Raw genomic sequence first — 21,522 nt, forward strand, 5'->3', positions numbered from 1 at the left:
GGCTCAGCGCTGGCTGTTCTCGTAATCCGGATGAATCCAGACTGGCGCATCAGCTTTCGGCAGCGGTGTTTTGCCCAGAATCTTATCTGCGGCTTTCTCTGCCACCATGATGGTTGGCGCGTTCAGATTGCCGTTGGTGATCGTCGGGAATACCGAGGAATCCACCACCCGCAGGTGTTCAACGCCACGTACTTTGCAGTCCGCATCCAGCACCGCCATGGCATCATCATCTGCGCCCATCTTGCAGGTGCAGGAGGGGTGGTAAGCACTCTCGACGTTGTCGCGAACCCAAGCATCGATCTGCTCATCGGACTCAATGTCGTAACCCGGCTGAATCTCGTTGCCGCGATATTTGTCCAGTGACTTCTGGTTGAGAATTTCACGGGTCAGGCGGATGCAGGCGCGCCAGTCTTCGATATCCTGCTGTTCGGTCAGATAGTTAAACAGGATGCTCGGAGCTTCATGGGGATCAGCGCTTTTAATGCGGATGTGGCCGCGGCTGGCAGGCTTGTTCGGGCCAACGTGAACCTGAAAACCGTGACCTTTAAAGGCGGCGTTGCCGTCATAACGCATCGCCGCAGGCAGGAAGTGGTACTGAATATCCGGCCACTTCAGCCCCTTGCGGGAGCGGATAAAGGCACAGGATTCAAAGTGGTTGGTGGCACCTAAGCCATCTTTGAACAGAATCCAGCGGGCACCGATCAGGCCTTTGCTGATCAGGTTCAGTTTGGAGTTCAGAGAGATCGGCTCTTTACACTGGTACTGGAAATAAACCTCAAGGTGGTCCTGCAGGTTTTCGCCCACTCCGGGCAGATCCTTAACCACCTCAACACCGGCTTTTTCCAGCACGGCTTTCGGGCCGATACCGGACAGCTGCAGCAACTGAGGTGAACCCACAGAACCCGCCGCAGAGATCACTTCACGGTAGGCGTTAGCAGTTTTGATCTGGCCTTTGTGTTCAAACTCAACACCAGTCGCCACCACAACATCACCGGGTTTATCGGTGAGAATCTTGCGGCTGTGCACGCCGGTCAGCACCGTCAGGTTCGGGCGTTGCATGGCGCGGCGGAGATAAGCGTTAGAGGTGGAGCTGCGCACGCCATTTTTCACCGTCATGTGCATCGGGCCGAAACCTTCCTGACGGTAACCGTTGTAATCCTTGGTGTAGCCGTAGCCCGCATCGACACCGGCATCGATAAAGGCCTGATACAGCGGATTCAGCGACATCTTATTGCCGTTGCAGGTGCCCACCGGACCATTGCCGCCACGGTAATCATCTGCGCCACCTTCCCAGGTTTCCGCACGCTGGAAGTAGGGCAGGCAGCTCTGGTAATCCCAGCCTTCTGCCCCCTGTTCTGCCCACTGATCAAAGTCGCAGGCGTGACCGCGCACATACACCATGCCGTTGATGGATGACGAACCGCCAAGGGTCTTACCCCGTGGCGTGTGCAGTGAGCGGTTGTTTACTCCCGGCTCCTGCTCGGTGTGGAACTGCCAGCACAGGCTTTCGGTATTCATCGGGTAGGAGAGGGCGGTTGGCATCTGTACAAAGATGCTTTTGTCGCTGCCGCCTTTCTCCAGCAGCAGCACGGAATATTCGCCGCTTTCCGTCAGTCGATCCGCCAGTACGCAACCGGCGGAACCTGCTCCAATGATGATGTAATCGTATTCTTGCTTCATATCGCTATGGCTCACATTGGGTTGCGCAGGAATTAATAAGGGCGCTCGATATCGCCGGTCTCGACAAACACACTCTTGGTCTGGGTGTAGTGGTAGAGGGTTTCGATACCGTTCTCACGGCCAATACCGGACAGCTTGTAACCACCCACCGGCATCTCCGCCGGGGAAGCACCCCAGGTGTTGATCCAGCAGATACCCGCCTGCAGACGGTTGATTACACGGTGAGCGCGCCCCAGATCCTTGGTGAAGACACCGGCAGCCAGACCGTATTCGGTGTTGTTGGCGCGGGTGATCACTTCCTCCTCATCGGAGAAGCGCAGTACCGACATCACGGGGCCGAAGATCTCGTCGATCACCTGTGGCATATCGTCGGTGCAGTCGGCAAATACCGTGGGTTTAACAAACGCGCCTTTATCAAGGCCGTTTTCAGTGGCCTGTTCACCACCGCAAACCAGACGGGCACCGGCTTTCTTGGCCGCTTCGATATAGCCCAGCACCTTTTGCATGTGGTCTTTGGAGATCAGTGCGCCGACCTGAGTCTTCGGATCGGTCGGATCGCCGACAATCATCTGCTCGGTGCGGGTTTTCAGCTCTTCAAGGAAGGCATCATAGATATCATTATGAACAAAGACGCGGGTGCCGTTAGTACACACTTCGCCCTGGGTGTAGAAGTTCGCCAGCATGGCACCGGATACCGCCTGTTCGATCGGCATATCCGGGAAGATGATCATTGGCGATTTACCGCCCAGCTCCATGGTCACCTGCTTCAGGGTCTTGGCGGAATCGCCCATCACCGCTTTGCCGGTGCCGCATTCGCCGGTGAAGGAAACCTTGCTGATCTCAGGATGCGCGGTCAGCATCTGACCCACACGGGCATCGCCCTGAATCACATTGAAAACCCCATCCGGTACACCGGCTTCGGTGTAGATCTCTGCGAGTTTCAGTACGCTCAGGGGAGTCTCTTCAGAAGGTTTGAAGATCATGGCGTTACCGGCAGCCAGCGCCGGTGCTGATTTCCAGCAGGCGATCTGAATCGGGTAGTTCCAGGCACCGATACCGGCGCAAACCCCTAATGGCTCGCGGCGGGTGTAGAAGAAGTTCTGATCATTCAGCTGCTGGTAATCGCCCTGAATTTTGTCCGCAAGACCTGCGTAGTACTCGATCACATCGGCACCGGTAACGATATCCACGCAATCGGCTTCCTGAATCGGCTTACCGGTATCCAGTACTTCCAGCATCGCCAGCTCATCATTACGCTCACGCAGCAGGGCAACGGCCTTGTTCAGAATGCGGCCACGCTCAATACCTGTCATCGCTGCCCACTGAGCCTGACCGGCTTTGGCCGATGCCACGGCTGCGGCCATAACCGCATCGTCACCCTGGGCAACAGTGGCAATCACTTCACCGTTAGCCGGGTTGATGCTGGCAAAAGTCTCTTTCGGTGCCTGAGAGTAGTAGCGACCGTGGATATAGTGTTGGGTGATAGATGGTTGTTGGGTGTTAGACGGCTGTTGGGTGTTAGACGCTTGCTGTGAAGTATTCGCTGTCATTGGATCTCAACCTGAAAATTGGGTTTGCCAAAATGTCTATGGCGTGTTGCTAAGTGATTCTTTATTGGATGCGTATCAGGCCAATGCCTGTGCTTTGTCATGCTGTTGTTTCTGGTTGCGTTGTTGGGCTGATTTGCCATCCAGATATTCCTGCCAGACCGCTTCCGGAAGCTTGAGCCGGAGGTAATCCAGAATCAGGTGTTCGGCCAGCTCCTTGTCGATGCCATCGGGGGAGAGTGCGCCCCGCAGCCAGATTCCATCGATCAGTGCTGCCACGCCCTGAGCGATAAAGACGGCTTCATCGTGGCTCACCACCTGCTTCAGCTCGTATCTCAGATAGGAGAGCAGGCGCTGCTCGTTCACCCGCTGAAGTCGATTTAGCTGAGGCTTGTGCATCGAGTGAGACCAGAAGGTCAGCCAGGTTTTCACCACCTTGCCGTCCAATTGTTTAGGGTCAAAATTACCTTCAACAACGGCAATCAGGCGCTCCAGAACGTTATCGCGCTCAACTTTTTTTAATCGTTCACTGATCGCAGCGGACAGTTCTTTCAGAACAGAACGCATGGTTTCTTCCAGCAGTCCATCCTTACCGCCGAAGTAATGGTTGATAATTGCCGGGGAAACGCCGGCATATTTCGCGATCATGGCGACACTGGCCTTATGCAGGCCAACATCATTCACCGCTTCCATGGTGGCGTTTATCAGCTGAGGCTTACGGATTTCTGGCATGCCTACTTTTGGCATCTGACCGGCTCCCTGTTTTTTCTTAAATGAATGTTTAATTAAAAATGACAGATGAGACTAAGGTCTGCAAGTGAAATTCATTAGGGTTGTAATGTAATATTTTTTCTTTGAATTTAATTGCAGGAAATCACCGCTAACGTGTAGCTAAAATCTTAAAAATGTCGTTATGGGGATAAATATTAGGAGTCGTATGTTTTTGGTGGGTTATTTTTGACTGATGGGTCATTTTTGGCGGGTGAGGAGGATTTTCGTGAATTTCAGGCACAAAAAAACCGCAGTCATGATGCGGTTTTTGTCGTTCCCGGAGGGACTTTATCCGTTAATCGCGGGTTTCTTTCGCTTTAACAGGTGAGCTATCACCTGCCAGCGGTTAATCAGCATGGCGCTGAAGATAAGGGCGCAGCCGACAAACTGCAGGCCGGTCATGGTTTCGCCGAGCCAGATGCTGGCAAACAGCGCTGCCCAGATCGGCTCTAAGGTCATAATAATGGCGGCGTGGCTGGCGGGAGCCATGCCCTGCGCTTTGGTCTGAAACAGAAAGCGGCCACTGGTGGCGATAATGCCGCTGGCGAAGATCCAGCCCCAGCTATCCCACTCAAACGACCACTGCCATTCCTCCATAAAGAGGCTGACGGTAAAGGCGATGATGGCGGTAATCGCCATCTGAATAGTGGTGAGTGGCAACGCCGGAATCGAAGCAGCGTAACGACTGTTCAGGGTAAAGAAGAGGGCAAACAGAAACGCCGAGGTCAGAAACGCCAGCTCCCCCCAGCCGAAATGAAAGCTGCTATCCAGCGATAAGCAGGCCAAACCTGCGATCACCACCGGCATGGAGTACCAGAGACTCTTGCTGGCCTTCTCGCCAAAGAAGAGGGTCACCACGGGGACGAGTACTGCGCCCAAACTGGTCAGAAATGCGCCCACACCCACATGGTTGCCGTAGAAGAGTCCCAGAATCCAGAAGGTCATGGCGATGCCAAAGACCAGTCCCACTAAGGCGCTTTTCTTAAATTCCTCTTTGTTGAGTTTTCTCAGGGGAGTGGCGGCCATACCGCCAAGAAAAAGACTCGCGATCAGAAAGCGTACCGAGAGAAACAGAATCGGCGAGAAGGCGGCCATCGCATTTTTGGAGAAGATCCAGCCAGCTCCGGCCAGCAGAGTAACCAGCACCAGCAGAAGGTCTGCTTGGGTGTTGCGGGAGAGAGACATAACAGCGTTGCGCATAAAATTTCCTTGAGCTTGTGGGCCTGCACGCCCGCGCTCTTGCAGGGTTTAAAGAAGAACTCTTGCTTTGTTTTAGTGAAAAAATGCCGTATCCATCCATTTTTTAAGTGATTTTTATAAGGATGTTCTGATTTTGTGCGGCAAAAGGAGCATAATACCGCCTTCAACCCACAGGGAACATTAAAATGAGTATTGAACAAGCACTGAAGGAGCGTAGTGGCTCCAAATGTGAACTATGCGGCTCGGAAGATAATCTGGCTGTTTTTGAAGTACCGCCTGTAGAAGCGCACTCTGATAAGTGCATTCTGGCATGCGGTACTTGCCGTGATCAGATCGAAGGCCAGGAGCTGGATCAGAATCACTGGCGCTGCCTGAATGACAGCATGTGGAGCCCGGTTCCTGTGGTACAGGTGATGGCGTGGCGTATGCTGAGCCGAATCAGCCCTGAGCCTTGGGCACAGGATCTTCTGGATATGATGTATCTGGATGAAGAGCTGGAAAAATGGGCGCGTGCGGGTATGCCTGCGGCGGATTCTGTACCGACTCTGGACAGTAACGGCGCTCAGCTGGCCGCGGGTGATACTGTAACTCTGATCAAGGATCTGGATGTTAAAGGCACTGGCTTTACCGCTAAGCGTGGTACTGCGGTTCGCGGTATCTCCCTGACAGATAATCCGGAGCATATCGAAGGCCGCGTGAACGGCGTTCGTATTGTGATCCTGACCAAGTTCGTTAAGAAAGCCTGATTTAAGACTGCCTGAACGCAAACGTGTCAGATTGAAAAAGGCGGTGATCCTTCCGGATCACCGCCTTTTTTGTGCTTTGCTGTTTTACGGTTTTGGCATTTGATTGTTTGGCTTTGATGAACAAGGTTGCCGTCAGATCTTAAAGCCGCTCATCAGGTGGCCAAGATCATCGGCCATTTTCTGCACCTCTTTACTGGCTCTTTCGGCGTCCATCACGCGGTCTGAGGTTTCCTCAACGGTGGTGGAGATAGTCGCCATGTTGCGGGCGATATCATTGGCAACGGCAGATTGCTCCTCAACCGCTGCGGCCACGTTACCGTTCATGGTGGCGATGCCATCGATAATGCCTCCAATGGCGTGCAGGGCTTCGTTGGTTTGTTCTGACAGTACCACGCTCTGTTCCGCTTGCGAGGTACACTCTTTCATCGCTGCCACACTGCGGGTGGTGGTGTTCTGCAGCCCCTGAATAATCTGCTGGATCTCGGTGGTGGAATCCTGAGTTTTCTGAGCCAGCATACGCACTTCATCAGCAACTACCGCAAAGCCCCGACCACTTTCACCGGCTCGGGCAGCTTCAATCGCCGCATTCAGGGCCAAAAGGCTGGTTTGTTCAGAGATGCCCTCGATCACGGTGATGACCGTACCTATCTCCTGACTCTTTTGCTCCAGATCGTGAATATCCACCATGGCGGCTTGCAGGGTTTGAGACAGTTGCTGAATCGCAGCCAGATTCTGATTAACCGCATCACGACCGGCATCGGTTGCTTCCCGACCTGCTTCGGCCTGTGTGGCGGACTCGGTGGCATTTTGTACGACCTCGTGGATGCTTTGACTCATCTCTTCGATGGCAACGACAACCTGATCCGTCATCTGTTTCTGATGATGGATCGTCTGGGTGTTTTTGCTGGCCGCTTCAGCACCGGCATCGGCAGAGGCTTCAAGAGCACGGGTGGTGGTTGCCAGGCCTGAGATAAGCTCTTTCAGTTTGCTGCTCATCTCGCAGATAGAGCGGTAAATACCGGTATCTTTGTTGCTCACTGCAAGGTTCTGGCTCAGATCCCCTGCGGCAATCAAACGGGTGATGGCATCAATTGTCTTCGGTTCGCCACCCACCGGACGTTGGATCGCCCGTACCATTGCCAGTGACATGGCAACGCCAACCAAAAGAGCAAAGAGTGAGATGGCTGCCACTATCAGCACGCTGCGCTCGCTTTCAGACTGTACCTGAGGGCCCAGTTCATCCTGCTCGGCTTTCACCGAGAGTTTCACCTCTTCGATATGTTCTGCCACCATGGGGCCGATCTTGTTCAGGGTATTCTGAATCAGGTCATTACGGTGGCTGATGATTTCCTGAACCTGAATAAAGGCCGCCAGATAGGCTTTGTAAGCGATCATCAGCTCCCGCAGCTTTTCACGGCGCTCAGCGTTCTGCAGCTGCATATCCAGTTGAGTAAGCGCCTCTGGCATGCGTTCGTTCAGCTCTTTCATGGCACGTTTGGCATCTTTGTCGCTGTTGGTCACCAGATATTTCACGGCATAAAGGCGACCTAAGATCAGATGTTGCTGAACGACACCGGCACGATAGGAAGCATCAACATCATTATCCCGATAGGCGGATTCCATAATGTCGGTAACCAGCAGGCGCATCTTGATGCCGTTAGGGTCGAGCTGCTTTTTGACCACTTCATTACGTTGATTAAAGTCTTCAATTACGTTTTTGAAGGCGGAGTCGTAGGTATTAATCTCAGTAGCAATTTCCTGAATTAAAGCGGCACGTTCCGGTTTTTGAATCTCCCGGATCGCCTCTTTCATATATTCATCCATATTTGCTTTGCGCTGGTTGTATTCTTCGATCTTGGCTTCGTCGCGGGTATTGATAAAGCCCAGAACCGCAAGGCGCATGGAGAGCATATTGGCCTGAACCCGGGCAGAGAGATTGGTATCCCGCGCCAGTTCACGATAGCCGGAAAAGCCCTGATAGGTGGAGTTAAGGCCTGTGTAGGAGACGGCGGAAATAATCAGCAATAAGATGATCAGGGTTCCGAAGGCGAGGTTGAGGGTCGCTTTAAGCGTTAAGTTCTTAAACATGGGGAAGGGCCCTTTTATTCAGCATCCCTGCATGTAAAAGAATCTATTTTTTTATATGTTTGCTGTAAGTGTAGCCAAAAGTAATCTGCTGCAAGAAAGAAAATAATATTGTGCGAAAAATTGAAGATTAAGCAGTTGGCTTCAAGGGAAGAATAGCAGCTGAAAATAAAAGGCAAGGTGGAATAAGCAATAAAAAAGCTGCCGGCTAATAAATAGTCGGCAGCTTTCAGAGATAAGGGTCACGATAGATCGTGACGCTATGTGCAGGATAGCGTTATTACTTGCCGAAAATCTCTTTTACCCCCGGCAGAGCAAAAACGCGATCCAGATAGGCGAAGATAGGGCTGTCGTCCTCGACCAGTTTCAGATCACCTTTCTGCATTGTGGCGTAATGAGCCAGAGGTGTGGTCAGGGCATCTGCCAGTGTGAACTGATCGCCGCAAATAAAATCACGATCACGAATACGGTCTTCGATTACAGAAACCGCTTTCAGTACCAGAGGTTTGTTCTCCAGCATACGGGCAACATTAGGTTTGCCCTCAGGGCCGGTTGGCACTACGTATTCGATCAGGTAGCTGCGGATAATCGCCTGATCCAACTGGGTCATGGCGCGGGAGCACCAGGCATCATGCTCGGCCTGTGCTTGCAGGCCTTCTGGCTGCAGTGGGTTTTCCGGGAAGCGGGCATCCAGATAACGGCAGATCGCCAGGGTTTCTGTCAGTGTCATGCCTTCATGGTGAATGATCGGAAACTTGGAGTAAGGGTGAATGGCTGCGTGTGCTTCGCTGCGGAACGGGATCTCTTCACCGTTTAGTGTCCAGCCGATCTGGTAAGGTTGCTGTTTAACTGTGCAGGTCAGGGCAACGCTGCGAACCAGATTGCTGTGAGGCATGCCGTAAACTTCGATCATTTTTCTATCCTTCTTAGCTGAAGCCGCACTTAATATTTTAGTCAGTTGAGTGGGCTTGAATTGTTTTTGTCTTCACCTGTTTATAAAGCCCGATCGCTTTCAGGCTTTTGGCAGTAAACCGGATCATCGCTGAAGATTATCAGTATTATGTGATACCGAATTTTAACCGCCTTTGTTTTCAAAGTATCGCTTTCTGTGTTGTTCAGAATAAAGAGGCTGACAATATGTTCAAGAACATCTTTTGAGCTTGTGTCATGATACCGATCAGGCATTAAGCAGTAGCAGAAAAGGAGAGAAGAATGCCCTGGGCTCCTGAACATAAAGAACAGACCCGCAGTAAAATCCTGAAAAGTGCCTCTCAATTGTTCACCCATCATGGTTTTGAAAAGGTTTCCATTGATCAGGTGATGCAAAATGCCGGGATGACGCGAGGTGCTTTTTATAAACACTTTGCCTCAAAATCTGAGCTTTATTCTGAGGCGATTATCTATGGTGCAACCCACCGCGCCGGGCGGAACCTTACCGGGGCGAGTAGCCTGAATCAGATCATTGATCTGTATTTGTCCCGTGATCATCTGGATAGTGAGGGTGATGTTTGCCCGCTGGCTTTTCTGGTTTCCGATATTACCCAGCGGGAACCTTTGCAGCAGGAAACCTACGCTAAGGTTTTGCAGGGTTTTATCAAGTTGCTGGCGAAAGAGTCCGGGACAAGCCGGGAGCAGGCGATCCTGTCCAGTGTACTGATGATAGGAGGCGTTGCGCTGGCGCGGGCGGCAGGTGATGGTGAACTGGCGGATCAGATTCTGTCTGCGGCTAAGACAGAAGCGCAGCATCAGCTGGGTTGTTTGGAAGAGCAGCTGCCGATGAGTTCTGTGGCATGCGACAAGTATGAAGAGGCATAAGGGGCAATAACATTATGACAGAGCAGGAATGGATAAAAGTGTACGCCGCCAGTCATCTGTTGGAAGCTCATAATCTTAAAGGCATGTTGCAGGCGATGGGGATCGAGGTACGTCTTAAAGGGGAGGGCCTGATCGCCGGTGCCGGAGAGCTTCCGCCACAGGAGACCGAAGTGGCGCTTTGGGTTGAAGTGGTGGATTTTGGTGCTGCTCGAAAGGCACTTGAGGCTTTTGAATCGCCGTTGGCGGAGTCCTGGTTTTGCAGTCAGTGTGGTGAGAAGAATGAAGCCAGCTTCGAGTTTTGCTGGAATTGCCAGCAAAATGCTCCCGAAGCTGTCTGAAGATGCAATAAAGCTTTAGATTCAGGCCAAGCTGGTCTGGTTTTCGATCCAGAGTGGCAGTTCCTCTGCAGGCATTGGTCGTGCAAAGTGATAACCCTGATAGATTACACAACCCATCTGTTCCAGCTGCTCCGCCTGATCAGCGGTTTCTACACCTTCTGCTACCACATCCATCTTCATGTGTTTGCCAATGGCGATCATGGATTCCACTAAGGGCTGGCGACTGCCGGGCTGAACTTCATCAATAAAGCTCTTATCGATCTTAAGTTCGTCCAGCGGCAGATCCCGCAGGTAGGCAAGGGAGGAGTAGCCGGTTCCGAAGTCATCCAGTGAGATGCGGAAACCTTCCTGGCGCAGAGCCTCAAGCTTCATACGGGTTTCTGTGATATCCCGCAGCAGGGCGGTTTCCGTCACTTCCAGCACGATACGCATTGGCGAGATCTGCCATTTAGCGCACAGAGAGCGGGTCTGATGCACAAAGTCCGGCTGCGAGAACTGCCAGGCAGAGACATTCACTGACACAACTGCCGGAGAAGGGCTGTCATTTTGTTGCCAGTTAGAGAGCATCTCCAGCGTCTTATCCAATACCCAGTTACCGATGCGCAGAATCAGACCGGTTTCTTCCGCAATAGGGATAAATCGGAATGGCGGAATCATGCCTTTTTCAGGATGTTCCCAGCGCAGCAGTACCTCAGCACCCAGAGCTTTCCCCTGTGGGTTAACCTGAGGCTGCATAAAAATTTTCAGCTGATCATGCTGCAGGGCATCACGCAGGCCGCGTTCGATCTCAAGGCGATCGTTCACTTCCTGCTGGTGTTCCGGCGAGTAGATCACGCAGCGTTCACGGCCAGCGCTTTTCGCCTGATAAAGGGCGATATCCGCATAGCGCATCAGATCCAGTTCGGAGTAGTTGTCTGCCAGATTGGTTTGCGGGAAGAGAACCACACCGATACTGGCGCCGATATTGATAATACGGTCACCAATCTGGAACGGCTGACTCAGCAGGTAGAGAATCTTTTCAGCCAGAAGTTCAACCTCACGGGTGTCGGTGCCGGCCTGTTTGTTGGTCTGCAGGACAACGAATTCATCACCGCCGATACGGGAGATAAACACCTCTTCCGGCAATTTCTGGCGCAGGCGCTCCCCGGCTTTGCGGATGATCTCATCACCGACATCATGCCCCAGAGCATCATTGATGGTTTTGAAATGATCCAGATCGATCATAAAGAGCGCGGAGTGTGGCTCAGGCTCACCGGCTTTAGCGCTGTTTTTAAGGCTTTGCAGTTCCTGATAGAGGCTTGCACGATTCGGCAGATGAGTGAGGTAATCCTCATAAGCCATACGGTGAATCTGCTCTTCAGCGGCTAATCGCTGGATCTCGGCACCGGCGCGAGCAGCAAAGATCTCAAGAATACTCGTAACCTGCTCGATGCGCTCTAGAGGTTTGGTATCCAGTACCACCATGATACCCAATGGATTGCCTTGCGGATCAAAAATAGGCGCACCGATATAGCCCTCAATCTGCATCTCCTGCAGCAGAATGTCGTCAGGATAAAGCTCCTGAACCCCTTCGCAAATGGCGCAGGTGTCCTGTCCGTAAACATTGTCGCAGGGGGTGTCTTTCAGGGCGTAACTGAAGTTATCCGCAATTGTGCCATTGGCGCTGAGGGCCAGAGTTTTGATTTCGCGGTGGGCGCTGTCCGGATCATTCAGCAAACCGATAAAGGCGTATTTAGCATCGAAGATGCGCGCCAGATGGGTAACCAGAGATTCAAAAAAGCCCTGACCACTGATCGCTGACACACCCTGAGCGGTATTTTCGATCACCTGACGGCTGTAAATTTCGTCACTGATATCCTGCTGGCTGACCAGTATTTCTGTCAGCAGACCGGCATCATCCCGAATCGGAGAGAGGGTAAAACGCACCCAGGCTGATGGATTGGCGGCCTTAGGGAGACGGTTCAGGATTTTCAGTTGTTGCGTGCGGATCAGGGGCTCATCGTTGTCTTTAAAACGATTGATCAGCTCAGAGAGGGAGATTTCCATGATAGCCGGAAGATCCAGCTCTGGCTGGCAGCAGATCTGTTCGCCCCAGAAAGCAGTGGCGCTTGGGTTGCAATGGACAACCTGGCCTTCAAGAGACAGCACTAGCATGCCCATTGGGGTATGCTGAAAGATCTGATTCCATTGATTGCTGTTCATGCTATCTCGTGATCCTGTCGTCCTGACTTTCAAGTCAGGTGGGTGTATGGGGCAAAAATCCTATGCAGTATAACAGCTGAATGTTTAAAACAGTTGCCCCATATCAAAACCCAAATTGTCTTTTAGTATTAAGGCGTTATCCTACAGCCGAATCGGGGTGGCCGTATAGCCCCTGAATCTGGTCTTAATTGAACGGTCATCGTTTGATGCTTTTACTCTGGAGAAGTGCCCATGAATGCCTGGATTTATCTGACTATTGCGATTTTGGCTGAAGTGATCGGCACCTCCGCCCTAAAAAGCAGTGAGGGTTTTACCCGACTCTGGCCATCCGTCACCGTGGTGATCGGCTACGGTCTGGCCTTCTGGATGCTATCCCTGACCCTTAAAACCATTCCTGTCGGTATCGCCTATGCCGTTTGGGCAGGAGCGGGTATCGTGCTGGTGGCACTGATCGGTTGGGTCTTGTTCCAGCAGAAGATCGATGCCATGGGAATGCTGGGTATTGCCCTAATAATCTCGGGTGTTCTGGTTCTGAACCTGTTTTCCAAAAGCAGCCTGCATTAAGGCCTAAGAACAATAGAACCCTTCTTACGCATTGACTCCACATAACGGTGGGCTTCTGCGCCTTCTTCTAAAGCAAATTCCCGATCCATCGCGGTTGTCAGTTGGCCGTTGGTGATCAGGATTTCTAACTGTTCCAGATAGCCCTGCAGTTGCGGCACAGGCAAAAGCCCTGTGGCGGAGAAAAGGGCTTTTTTCCCTTTGGAGCATTTGGTCGCCAACATATTGATCAACAGCTGTAGCGTCAATACCGGGGAGAGGTAGTATCCCTCTGGCGTCAGGATCTTTTTGCAGCGGCCAAAACTTAGTTTGCCGACACAATCGAAGATAATGTCATATTCCTGATCGCTCTTCGTGATATCGGAGTTGCGATAATCCACCAGATGATCGGCACCTATCTCTGCCACCCAGTCATGATTGGGTTTGCTGCACAGGGCGGTGACCTCTGCCCCGGCAGCTTTGGCGATCTGAACGGCGGCACTACCGACACTACCGGATGCGCCGTTGATCAGTACCTTGTCACCGGCTTTGATCTCTCCCAGGCGATGCAGGAAATTCCATGCGGTTAAAGCCCCATCACACAGTGGCGCGCATTGCGCATCAGACAGTTGCTCCGGCTGATGGCTGAGCAGACTGCTTTCATCCAGACAGAGATATTCTGCGTTAGCACCAAAATCCAGCGCTGTTTCCCCATAAATCTTATCGCCCACCTTAAAGCGCTCACAGCCTTCGCCGATAGCTTCGACAACTCCCGCGAAGCCCGTGCCCAGCACCGGATGCTTGGGTCGGGTTAAGCCGATCATCAAGCGGGCGAAGAAAGGCGTTCCGGCGCGCATCATGGTATCCGCCTGGGATACAGCAGACGCGGTAATGCGAACCTGAATCTGTCCCGCTTTAGGTGTTTGCTTCGGCAGATGGCGCACTTCAAGTACATCCGGAGAACCATAACGGGGGCAGAACAGAGCTTTCATTTCTGTGGATTGGGCTGTCTTTCCTTCATGGGCGCTATGGCTTGCTGCTTTTAATGAAGTGGCTGGTTTTGTTGGCGGTGTTGCTGTGTTCATGGGTCGCTCCGGAGGTGCTTATCGGATAAAGCTTACGCTGTAAGTTTTATATAAAATGGCAAAACTTACACTGTAAGTAAAGAGTGATTTGAGCTAATCTTTTTCTCAGGGCATTATCTGTGCCTGCGGGATTTGCCTAAGGAATTGAAATGTCAGCAAAAAAAACAGCAACAGGCGCAGCGAAAGCGACTGAAAAAAAAGCACCTCGTCAGAAGCTCACCTGTGAAAAGGTGCTGGCGGAGGCTTTGTTGCTGGTAGATGCCGAGGGGCTGGAGACACTTTCCATGCGCCGTCTGGCGGAGCGTCTGGGGGTAAAAGCGATGTCGCTCTATAACCATGTCGCCAATAAAGAAGCGGTGATTGATGGTTTGGTGGAGTTGGTGGTCGCTGAGATGGGCTCGCCGGATCAGACCTTACACTGGCGACAGGCGATGGAGTTACGGGCGGAAAATGCCCGTCGGGTTTTGCTGGCGCATCCCTGGGCGACCATGCCGTTGGTTTCCCGTGTCAATGCCGGGCCTGTGATGCTGCACTATGTTGACGATACTTTGGGGTGTTTGCGACAGGCAGGTTTCACACTGTCTCAGGCCGATTACGCCTGGAATGCGATGGATAGCTATATCTATGGCTTTACCCTGCAGGAGCTGAACTTCCCCTTTGAAGCAGAGGAATATGCGGAAGTCGCCAAGAGCTATGTGGCGATGATTCCGCCGGAAGAGTATCCCAACCTGAATGCTCTGACCCATGAGGTGATTGCAAAACGTCACCTCGGGATTCAGGACTTCAGCTTTGGTTTCAGCATGGTGCTGGATGGCTTAGAAAAACTCCTGACGGGGCGGTAAAGCACGCTCACGCAGATAAAGAAACAGCGGTAATCCGCAGGAAACACCCACCGTCAGCGTCCCCAGAATCGCAAGCCATGAATGTTTAACCCGCGCGCGCTTACTCTCCACCAGAATAAAAGCGATCAACGTCAGCGCCGAAACCACCACATCCAGCCAGGCAAAAATACTGATGGGATTGGCGATTGCCTGTTCCATTAATAGTGGGATATTCAGACCGTTATTTGCCAGCCAGGGCAGAAAAGCTCCATAAGGTAGCGCAATGCCAAGAAGTGTCAGTAGCAGGTAGAGTTTTTTCATTGAGAGTCCATTCCAGTTAATGTGCCGGAGAGTTTAATCAGTTTTTCATATTCTTCGTTTGGGACAATATAGGCCGCTTGAATGTTGCTTTTAGCTTGGTCAATAATATCAATCCAATCAAAAATATCTTTCTGATCATTGCGCCATGCAGACTTGTCATACGCATCTAATATTCTTTTTTTGAAACTATGTCTGTTTTTTAAAGTTTCATTGATATATTTCTGTGGGTAATCTGGGTCCCTTGTTGCTGAAGAGTTATCTTTTTCTATTTGGTCTTTAGATATCATTGTAAAGAGAACTACGGGCGAAAATATTGCTGAATTAGATAGTTGTCGAGTACATGCTAAATACTTATTTATTACCTGTTCTATGTCTCGCAGTGATAAAGAATAGTGATTACAAATTGCGTGAAAACGGTCATAGATATTAGCTTTCTCAGTCAAGCCTATGCTCTGATGCATAGCTTTAGGGGTTAATTCGGGAAATGATGCTTTCATGAATGATAGGGTTTCAGGTTGTTCTAATGCAGCTTGCCTGTTAAAAAACCTTCTTAGGTAAATAGTAGAGTTAAAGTCATTACCATAAATTGTTTTAATCGACTCTTTGAGTTGCTCGGTATCAGAGGCAATCACGAAAACAAACTTCTCAGTCGTGAAAAAATGTTTAACGACCTCAAGAAGCTCAATCGCATAATTCGGGCGGCAGCGATCCAGTTCATCAATCAATACGACAACGGGTAATTCTGCTTTGCCATTCGTATTAGTTTTTATCACTTCAGCAATAGCGCTAAGGCTTTTTCGGATTTCTGGAATAGCAGCAACCTGAGCAGTGGTATCTTTTTGAATATCATCCAGAAAATTTGACGGTGTTTTACTCATCATCTCCTTGGCAAATTCAGCTCCTGCTGTGCTATCACCAACCAGAGATTTGCTGGCGACGGCAGCTAATCCGATCATGGAAGATCGCAGTAGCGTGCCTAAGCGATCTTTCACGATTTGAAAGTCTTTACCGGATATCTGAGAAAAACGGGAAAGCTGGTTGAGTAACTCGCTACTAATCACCGCCAGAGGGTTTTGAATAAAATCACTCTCCCAGGCATCGATATAAATCGTTGGATGGCGCTTGTCGCGAAGAAGATGTGTGTAGAGGCGTTTCAGAAAATGGGTTTTACCCGTGCCCCAGCTGCCATTCAGGTTTAGAACAAAACCATCCTGTTCACTGGTGATGTAGTTGGCGAGGAAGCGGGTATATTTCTCGCGATTGAGCTTGCAGTTGCCAAAGTTGTACTCTTTGAACCAGTCCGCGTATTTGGCATTTTCTGCGAACTTCGGCGTTGTTCCTTCGCTCATTCCGTGTCCTTAAAGAGGGGCTATCTAGCTCGAAAATAGCTCGTTGATGTTCTCAATATTAAAAATCCGCATACCCCAATCTTCCAGTTCATCTGCGCTGGCGGCATTCAGGCGTTCAATAACAGAATCCGGCAGTTCTCCGAATTTCATCTGTAGTTGCAGGCTGAGCAGTTTGGCTTCGCCTTTAACTTCTCACTCCCGGATGCCTTCTTCCTTGGCGTATTTTAACTGGCTGGCTTCATCCCTTAGTGCTTTTTCACGAACAAAGGCTAAGCGACGGGCTTCTTCGTCAGCGCTCAGTTTACGGATATAGCCCCGAACTTCTTTTACGGCTTCGCTGTTGATGGTGGCCATACGGGTATCCTCCTGCCAATGTTCAAATAGGGTGATCCAGTCTCTCAGGTTTTGGTCTCCCAGCCCCAGCCGATCCGCTTTTTTCATTTCAATCAGGTTCAGCTGTAGGGTGTCGCCCAGTTTAACATCAGGCTGCAAACCGTCACGCATTTCAAAACGCCAAAGCGCCTGTTGTCGTTGAGCGCTATCTTCTGTGTACAGATCGAAATCTAACAGGTGGATGCCAATAACAGCATTAAGTTCTGAGTAATCTTCACCGGCAAGCAACTGTTTGGTCAGCATCTTTGCTAGATAGTAGGCGCTGCGTTTGCCCCATTCATTATAACGCCTGACCTGCATCTCAATATTATAGCGGTTGCCAGTTACATCCTGCGCCAGAACATCAAGAACGATGCTTTTACCCTCCATCTCTGTCGGAGTAATTGTGGGGTTCAGAATTTCGACTTCAGTAACTTTGGGAAGGTCGGGGCGCAGATCATTAATCAGGTGTACAAGAGCATCAGGGTGCTCTGTAAACAGGCGTTTAAAGACATAATCATTCTTAGGGTCGAGCAGTGGCAGTCCGGTGTTACTCATCTTATCGTCCATCCATAGCGATATTTAGAGTGAGTATAGGTCTCTAGGTGATTCGTGTCTGTCAGCCAAAACTGAAAAGGCAGCTCGGGGTGCCTGCTCCGGAGTAAGCATTTGATGATCAGTGCATCATCCACGGTCTTTTCCCGTACTGAGCCGCTGATATTCACCTTATATATGTAGGTGTTATCCATCTATACTAGGTAAAACAACAAGAACTAAGTCTGCGCGGAAAGGTGTTGATGGACAACAAAATCGAAATATTCACGCTTCGTAACACCCTCGATCATGTGGGGGCTTATGTTTTTATCAAAGATACGGAGTGTCGTTACACCTACGCCAATAAAATGGTCTGCGATCTGTTCGGGGCTTCACTTAGTGAGGTCATCGGCAAAAAAGATGATGATTTTTTTGATCTCAGGTTATCTGAACAGCTTCACGAGAATGATCTCAAAGCTTTGGCTGGAGAAAGTATCGAAGGTGAAGAGCACAACCTGATCGCATCTACTGGTGAAACCCGAATTTACTGGTCGGTCAAACAGCCTATCAAAGACCCCGATGGCCATATTATTGGCCTGTTCGGCATATCCACGGATATCACTGAAAGACGGCGTCTGGAAATCGAACTGGCCGAACAGAGAAACCTGCTAAACCAGGTGCTTGAGAACATTGATTCCTATGTCTACATCAAGGACACGGAAGGGCGCTACCTCTACGTTAACCAGAATATCTCCGAACTGTATGGCATTTCTAAAGGTGAGATTGTCGGGCAACTGGAAGCTGATATTTTACCCGCTGATATTGTGCAAAAGTTTTCTCAGATGGATCAGAAAGTTTTTGAAAGTGGCGCGAAGGTCGCGGGTGAAGAGGTTGTTCCCCATACCGATGGCAGTATTCAGCACTGCTGGTCTATTAAAATTCCAATTGTTGGTGAAGATGGTTCCAAACGCCTGATCGGAATTTCGACAGATATTACCGAGCTGATTGAGCTGAAGAATAAGTTTCAGGCCCTTGCCAGACAGGATGACTTAACCAAGGTGATGAGTCGTAGGTTTATTCTTGAGGAAGCTGAGTTGATGCTACGGCTGGCCCAGAGTCGGGGAGAGCAGGTCGCTGTAATTATGATTGATATCGATTTTCTAAAGACGATCAATGACAGTTATGGGCACGGGTTTGGCGATACCTATATCGTGGCACTGGCTCAGGCCTGTACCGAAGCGCTTCAGGATTCAGGCCTGATCGGGCGCTTGGGTGGAGATGAGTTTCTGCTTGTAATTCCTGATACAGACAGGGATCACACCACTGAGATTGCACTTCGCATACAGCAGGCTGTTAAAGCGACTAAACTTCATGCGCCAAACGGGGAGTTGCTTCAGGTTTCTATCAGTATGGGCGGTGCACTGTCGTCAGAGCGCATGACCCTGATTGATCTGATAGGTAAAGCTGATGATGCGCTTTATCTGACTAAGGGTGAGGGCAGAGGGAATTGGTCACTGTCGGAGTAGTGAAAGTAAGAAATGTCTGTGCGTCAGACACAAAAAAGGCAGCCCTCAGGCTGCCTTTTCTGTTTCAAGCATCTGATGATCAGGCGCTTGGTTTTTTACTCACCTGCTTGGCTTTTTTGCCGCCGCCTTTCTTAGCGAAGGGCTTGCCTGCAGGTTTACCTGAGGCCACGGCTTTTTTCACCGAGGTTTTGGTATTTTTCTTACTGGCTGGTTTTGCTGCACCACTGGCCTGTTTTACCTGACCGTTTTTCAGTGTCGGGCGGTTGGTGGTGTGGGAGGCACCGGTCTGCTGGCCCGGGCGTGCTTTGCGCGGGCTGCGTGGATTGACCGGATCTTTATCTTCACCGGGCACCAGTTTGTGTTTGCCGTCACCAATCAGATCCGCACGGCCCATCTCGCGCAGGGTTTTACGCAGGGCTGGCCAGTTTTTCGGGTCGTGGTAACGCAGGAAGCCTTTCTGCACGCGACGCTGTTCGTAGCTCTTGGCGGTGAACAGCTTCTCACTCTTATAAGTCACCTGCTTGAGCGGGTTCTTATCCGAGTGATACATGGCTGTCGCCAGCGACATCGGTGACGGATAGAAGGTCTGCACCTGATCCGGCCGGAAGTCGTGGGTTTTCAGCCACATCGCAAGGTTGAGCATATCCTCATCGTCAGAACCCGGGTGGGCGGCGATAAAGTACGGAATCAGGTACTGTTTCTTGCCCGCTTCCTTGGAGTACTTATCGAACATGCGCTTAAAGTTGTCGTAGGTACCCATGCCCGGTTTCATCATCTTGCTCAGCGTCCCCATTTCGGAGTGCTCCGGAGCAATTTTCAGATAACCGCCAACGTGGTGGGTGACCAGTTCTTTCACGTATTCCGGATCTTCCACTGCCAGGTCGTATCGCAGACCGGAGGCGATAGACACCGTATGTACGCCCTCTACTGCGCGTGATTTACGGTACAGCTCGGTGGTCGGGCTGTGATCGGTATTCAGGTTGACGCAGATCTCCGGATACACGCAGGAGAGCTTACGGCACGAGGCCTGAATCTCAGGATCTTTACAGTTCAGGTGGTACATATTAGACGTCGGACCGCCGAGGTCAGAAATATGACCGGTAAAGGCTGGCAGTTTCTGTTTAATATCTTCGATCTCGTTGATGATGGATTCCTGAGACCGACTCTGAATAATGCGGCCTTCGTGCTCGGTGATCGAACAGAAGGTGCAGCCACCAAAACAGCCGCGCATGATGTTGATCGAGAAACGGATCATCTCATAAGCAGGAATCTTGGCGCCGCCATATTTCGGGTGCGGCACACGCTGGTAGTTAAAGCCGAACACCTTATCCATCTCCTCGGTTTCCAGAGGGATCGGTGGCGGGTTAACCCAGATCTCTTTTTTGCCGTGACGCTGAATCAGCGCGCGTGCGTTATGCGGGTTGGATTCCAGGTGCAGCACTCGGGAGGCATGGGCGTACAGTACAGGATCTTTATTCACTTTCTCGAAAGAGGGCAGGCGCACGTAGGTTTTGGACGCATCCAGCTTACCATGCTTGCCTTTCAGCGGTGCCGGAATCACGCGGATCGGCATCACATCAGGATCTTCCTCTTCACCCTCGCTGCACTTGCCTTCCGGAATGTACTCGTAAGGGCTTGGAATCTGGTCGATCTTGCCCGGCCAGTCCACACGGCTGGAGTCGATCTCGGTGAAACCGCCCGGAGGGGCATCACGCACGATAGTCGTGCCGCGAATATCCAGCAGTTCCGACAGATCTTTGCCCAGTGCCAGTTCGTGGGTCAGCTCGATCAGAGCACGTTCAGCGTTACCGTACAGCAGAATGTCTGCACCGGAGTCGATCAGTACTGAACGGCGTACCTCGTTGCTCCAGTAATCGTACTGGGCGATACGGCGCAGACTGGCTTCGATACCACCGATCACAATCGGAGTATCCGAGAAGGCGCGTTTACACATCTGTGAGTAAACAATCACCGCGCGATCCGGACGTTTGCCGCCTTCACCATGTGGGGTGTAGGCGTCGTCGTTACGCACTTTCAGATCTGCCGTGTAACGGTTGATCAGCGAGTCCATGTTGCCGGCAGTGACACCGAAGTAGAGATTCGGTTTGCCCAGACGCATAAAGTCATCAGGGTTGCGCCAGTCCGGCTGGTCGATAATACCCACACGGAAGCCCTGGGATTCCAGCAGACGACCCAGCACCGCCATACCGAAACTCGGGTGATCCACGTAGGCGTCACCAGTGACGATAATCACATCGCAACTGTCCCAGCCCAGTACGTCCATCTCCTCGCGGGTGGTCGGCAGGAAAGGTGCTGTACCAAAGCACTCGGCCCAGTACAAAGGGTAGGAAAACAGATCGGGGGCGGTTTTATGTTTACTGCTCATGGCGCTCATCAGGTTCTGCAACAGACGGTGAATTGCCCGTTGGCTTCAGTGACAGGTCTGGAATTTCCCGAATGGTTTCTGTCAGAAAACCAAAGAAATGCAGACGGGTTTTGCAAACCGCGCATTGTCCCAGAAAAACAGTCGGGAATACAGAGCAGAATAGCCGCTGTTCAGAAGATTGGACGGAAACTTTAACCCCCTTTT

18 protein-coding genes and 1 pseudogene are annotated in these 21,522 nt (G+C 51.1%); 6 read left to right on the plus strand and 13 right to left on the minus strand.

Annotation, left to right across the window (positions count from 1 at the left end; all coding sequences use genetic code 11):
- Positions 1 to 3: 3 nt before the first annotated feature.
- From betA to BV405_RS00580, 4 genes are all read right to left on the minus strand, one after another.
- Positions 4 to 1,680 (minus strand): choline dehydrogenase, encoded by a 1,677-nt coding sequence (gene betA / locus BV405_RS00565; protein WP_086478911.1) that lies wholly within the window; start codon positions 1,678 to 1,680, stop codon positions 4 to 6.
- A 32-nt stretch (positions 1,681 to 1,712) separates the two neighbouring features.
- The gene (gene betB, locus BV405_RS00570) at positions 1,713 to 3,230 is read right to left on the minus strand and encodes a betaine-aldehyde dehydrogenase (RefSeq protein WP_086478912.1); all 1,518 of its coding nucleotides are present in this window, start codon (positions 3,228 to 3,230) and stop codon (positions 1,713 to 1,715) included.
- A gap of 75 nt (positions 3,231 to 3,305) precedes the next feature.
- Complete coding sequence (betI, locus tag BV405_RS00575) at positions 3,306 to 3,974, minus strand: transcriptional regulator BetI (protein ID WP_086478913.1); 669 nt, start codon at positions 3,972 to 3,974, stop codon at positions 3,306 to 3,308.
- A 312-nt stretch (positions 3,975 to 4,286) separates the two neighbouring features.
- Positions 4,287 to 5,198, minus strand: a complete 912-nt coding sequence (locus BV405_RS00580) for a DMT family transporter (protein WP_245832188.1) — start codon at positions 5,196 to 5,198, stop codon at positions 4,287 to 4,289.
- Positions 5,199 to 5,383: 185 nt separating this feature from the next.
- Between BV405_RS00580 and BV405_RS00585 the strand changes: the two genes are divergently transcribed.
- Complete coding sequence (locus BV405_RS00585) at positions 5,384 to 5,944, plus strand: PhnA domain-containing protein (RefSeq protein WP_086478914.1); 561 nt, start codon at positions 5,384 to 5,386, stop codon at positions 5,942 to 5,944.
- A gap of 132 nt (positions 5,945 to 6,076) precedes the next feature.
- Here the strand turns inward: BV405_RS00585 and BV405_RS00590 are convergent, their stop codons facing one another.
- Both BV405_RS00590 and BV405_RS00595 read right to left on the minus strand, forming a co-directional pair.
- Positions 6,077 to 8,032 (minus strand): methyl-accepting chemotaxis protein, encoded by a 1,956-nt coding sequence (locus BV405_RS00590; protein WP_086478915.1) that lies wholly within the window; start codon positions 8,030 to 8,032, stop codon positions 6,077 to 6,079.
- Positions 8,033 to 8,309: 277 nt separating this feature from the next.
- Positions 8,310 to 8,942, minus strand: a complete 633-nt coding sequence (locus BV405_RS00595; protein WP_086478916.1) for a glutathione S-transferase family protein — start codon at positions 8,940 to 8,942, stop codon at positions 8,310 to 8,312.
- Between the two features lie 299 nt (positions 8,943 to 9,241).
- Here BV405_RS00595 and BV405_RS00600 point away from each other — a divergent pair, with 299 nt between their 5' ends.
- Positions 9,242 to 9,844, plus strand: a complete 603-nt coding sequence (locus BV405_RS00600; RefSeq protein WP_086478917.1) for a TetR/AcrR family transcriptional regulator — start codon at positions 9,242 to 9,244, stop codon at positions 9,842 to 9,844.
- 14 nt (positions 9,845 to 9,858) lie between these two features.
- Positions 9,859 to 10,182, plus strand: coding sequence for a putative signal transducing protein (locus BV405_RS00605; RefSeq protein ID WP_086478918.1), 324 nt, complete (start codon positions 9,859 to 9,861; stop codon positions 10,180 to 10,182).
- Between the two features lie 21 nt (positions 10,183 to 10,203).
- Here the strand turns inward: BV405_RS00605 and BV405_RS00610 are convergent, their stop codons facing one another.
- A complete protein-coding gene (locus BV405_RS00610; RefSeq protein WP_086478919.1) occupies positions 10,204 to 12,384 on the minus strand; it encodes an EAL domain-containing protein in 2,181 nt (726 codons plus the stop codon).
- 231 nt (positions 12,385 to 12,615) lie between these two features.
- Between BV405_RS00610 and BV405_RS00615 the strand changes: the two genes are divergently transcribed.
- Positions 12,616 to 12,948 (plus strand): DMT family transporter, encoded by a 333-nt coding sequence (locus BV405_RS00615; RefSeq protein WP_086478920.1) that lies wholly within the window; start codon positions 12,616 to 12,618, stop codon positions 12,946 to 12,948.
- Here BV405_RS00615 and BV405_RS00620 read toward each other — a convergent pair.
- A complete protein-coding gene (locus BV405_RS00620; RefSeq protein WP_217895538.1) occupies positions 12,945 to 14,009 on the minus strand; it encodes an NAD(P)-dependent alcohol dehydrogenase in 1,065 nt (354 codons plus the stop codon). The genes BV405_RS00615 and BV405_RS00620 overlap by 4 nt on opposite strands.
- 149 nt (positions 14,010 to 14,158) lie before the next feature.
- On the opposite strand from BV405_RS00620, the gene BV405_RS00625 reads away from it, so the two are divergent.
- Positions 14,159 to 14,851 (plus strand): TetR/AcrR family transcriptional regulator C-terminal domain-containing protein, encoded by a 693-nt coding sequence (locus tag BV405_RS00625; RefSeq protein WP_086478922.1) that lies wholly within the window; start codon positions 14,159 to 14,161, stop codon positions 14,849 to 14,851.
- Here the strand turns inward: BV405_RS00625 and BV405_RS00630 are convergent.
- From BV405_RS00630 to BV405_RS00645, 4 genes and pseudogenes are all read right to left on the minus strand, one after another.
- Complete coding sequence (locus tag BV405_RS00630) at positions 14,825 to 15,151, minus strand: DUF2834 domain-containing protein (protein WP_086478923.1); 327 nt, start codon at positions 15,149 to 15,151, stop codon at positions 14,825 to 14,827. The genes BV405_RS00625 and BV405_RS00630 overlap by 27 nt on opposite strands.
- Complete coding sequence (locus BV405_RS00635) at positions 15,148 to 16,500, minus strand: KAP family P-loop NTPase fold protein (RefSeq protein ID WP_086478924.1); 1,353 nt, start codon at positions 16,498 to 16,500, stop codon at positions 15,148 to 15,150. Before BV405_RS00635 ends, BV405_RS00630 begins: the two co-directional genes overlap by 4 nt.
- Before the next feature lie 24 nt (positions 16,501 to 16,524).
- Positions 16,525 to 16,674: pseudogene (locus BV405_RS00640) on the minus strand (DUF4351 domain-containing protein); the annotation flags it as partial.
- Between the two features lie 18 nt (positions 16,675 to 16,692).
- Positions 16,693 to 17,430, minus strand: coding sequence for an Rpn family recombination-promoting nuclease/putative transposase (locus BV405_RS00645; RefSeq protein ID WP_086478926.1), 738 nt, complete (start codon positions 17,428 to 17,430; stop codon positions 16,693 to 16,695).
- Positions 17,431 to 17,669: 239 nt separating this feature from the next.
- Between BV405_RS00645 and BV405_RS00650 the strand changes: the two genes are divergently transcribed.
- Entirely contained in the window at positions 17,670 to 18,932 is a 1,263-nt protein-coding gene (locus BV405_RS00650; protein WP_086478927.1) for a sensor domain-containing diguanylate cyclase, read from the plus strand.
- Positions 18,933 to 19,011: 79 nt separating this feature from the next.
- Here the strand turns inward: BV405_RS00650 and BV405_RS00655 are convergent, their stop codons facing one another.
- A complete protein-coding gene (locus BV405_RS00655) occupies positions 19,012 to 21,318 on the minus strand; it encodes a YgiQ family radical SAM protein (protein WP_086478928.1) in 2,307 nt (768 codons plus the stop codon).
- Positions 21,319 to 21,522: the final 204 nt, after the last annotated feature.

The sequence above is a fragment of the Oceanospirillum sanctuarii genome (genome assembly GCF_002150805.1).
Lineage (GTDB): Bacteria > Pseudomonadota > Gammaproteobacteria > Pseudomonadales > Halomonadaceae > Oceanospirillum > Oceanospirillum sanctuarii.

Coding starts and splice junctions, on each gene's coding strand:
- betA (WP_086478911.1), bottom strand. CDS start 1,680: ATGAAGCAAGAATACGATTACATCATCATTGGAGCAGGTTCCGCCGGT.
- betB (WP_086478912.1), bottom strand. CDS start 3,230: ATGACAGCGAATACTTCACAGCAAGCGTCTAACACCCAACAGCCGTCT.
- betI (WP_086478913.1), bottom strand. CDS start 3,974: ATGCCAAAAGTAGGCATGCCAGAAATCCGTAAGCCTCAGCTGATAAAC.
- BV405_RS00580 (WP_245832188.1), bottom strand. CDS start 5,198: ATGCGCAACGCTGTTATGTCTCTCTCCCGCAACACCCAAGCAGACCTT.
- BV405_RS00585 (WP_086478914.1), top strand. CDS start 5,384: ATGAGTATTGAACAAGCACTGAAGGAGCGTAGTGGCTCCAAATGTGAA.
- BV405_RS00590 (WP_086478915.1), bottom strand. CDS start 8,032: ATGTTTAAGAACTTAACGCTTAAAGCGACCCTCAACCTCGCCTTCGGA.
- BV405_RS00595 (WP_086478916.1), bottom strand. CDS start 8,942: ATGATCGAAGTTTACGGCATGCCTCACAGCAATCTGGTTCGCAGCGTT.
- BV405_RS00600 (WP_086478917.1), top strand. CDS start 9,242: ATGCCCTGGGCTCCTGAACATAAAGAACAGACCCGCAGTAAAATCCTG.
- BV405_RS00605 (WP_086478918.1), top strand. CDS start 9,859: ATGACAGAGCAGGAATGGATAAAAGTGTACGCCGCCAGTCATCTGTTG.
- BV405_RS00610 (WP_086478919.1), bottom strand. CDS start 12,384: ATGAACAGCAATCAATGGAATCAGATCTTTCAGCATACCCCAATGGGC.
- BV405_RS00615 (WP_086478920.1), top strand. CDS start 12,616: ATGAATGCCTGGATTTATCTGACTATTGCGATTTTGGCTGAAGTGATC.
- BV405_RS00620 (WP_217895538.1), bottom strand. CDS start 14,009: ATGAACACAGCAACACCGCCAACAAAACCAGCCACTTCATTAAAAGCA.
- BV405_RS00625 (WP_086478922.1), top strand. CDS start 14,159: ATGTCAGCAAAAAAAACAGCAACAGGCGCAGCGAAAGCGACTGAAAAA.
- BV405_RS00630 (WP_086478923.1), bottom strand. CDS start 15,151: ATGAAAAAACTCTACCTGCTACTGACACTTCTTGGCATTGCGCTACCT.
- BV405_RS00635 (WP_086478924.1), bottom strand. CDS start 16,500: ATGAGCGAAGGAACAACGCCGAAGTTCGCAGAAAATGCCAAATACGCG.
- BV405_RS00645 (WP_086478926.1), bottom strand. CDS start 17,430: ATGAGTAACACCGGACTGCCACTGCTCGACCCTAAGAATGATTATGTC.
- BV405_RS00650 (WP_086478927.1), top strand. CDS start 17,670: ATGGACAACAAAATCGAAATATTCACGCTTCGTAACACCCTCGATCAT.
- BV405_RS00655 (WP_086478928.1), bottom strand. CDS start 21,318: ATGAGCAGTAAACATAAAACCGCCCCCGATCTGTTTTCCTACCCTTTG.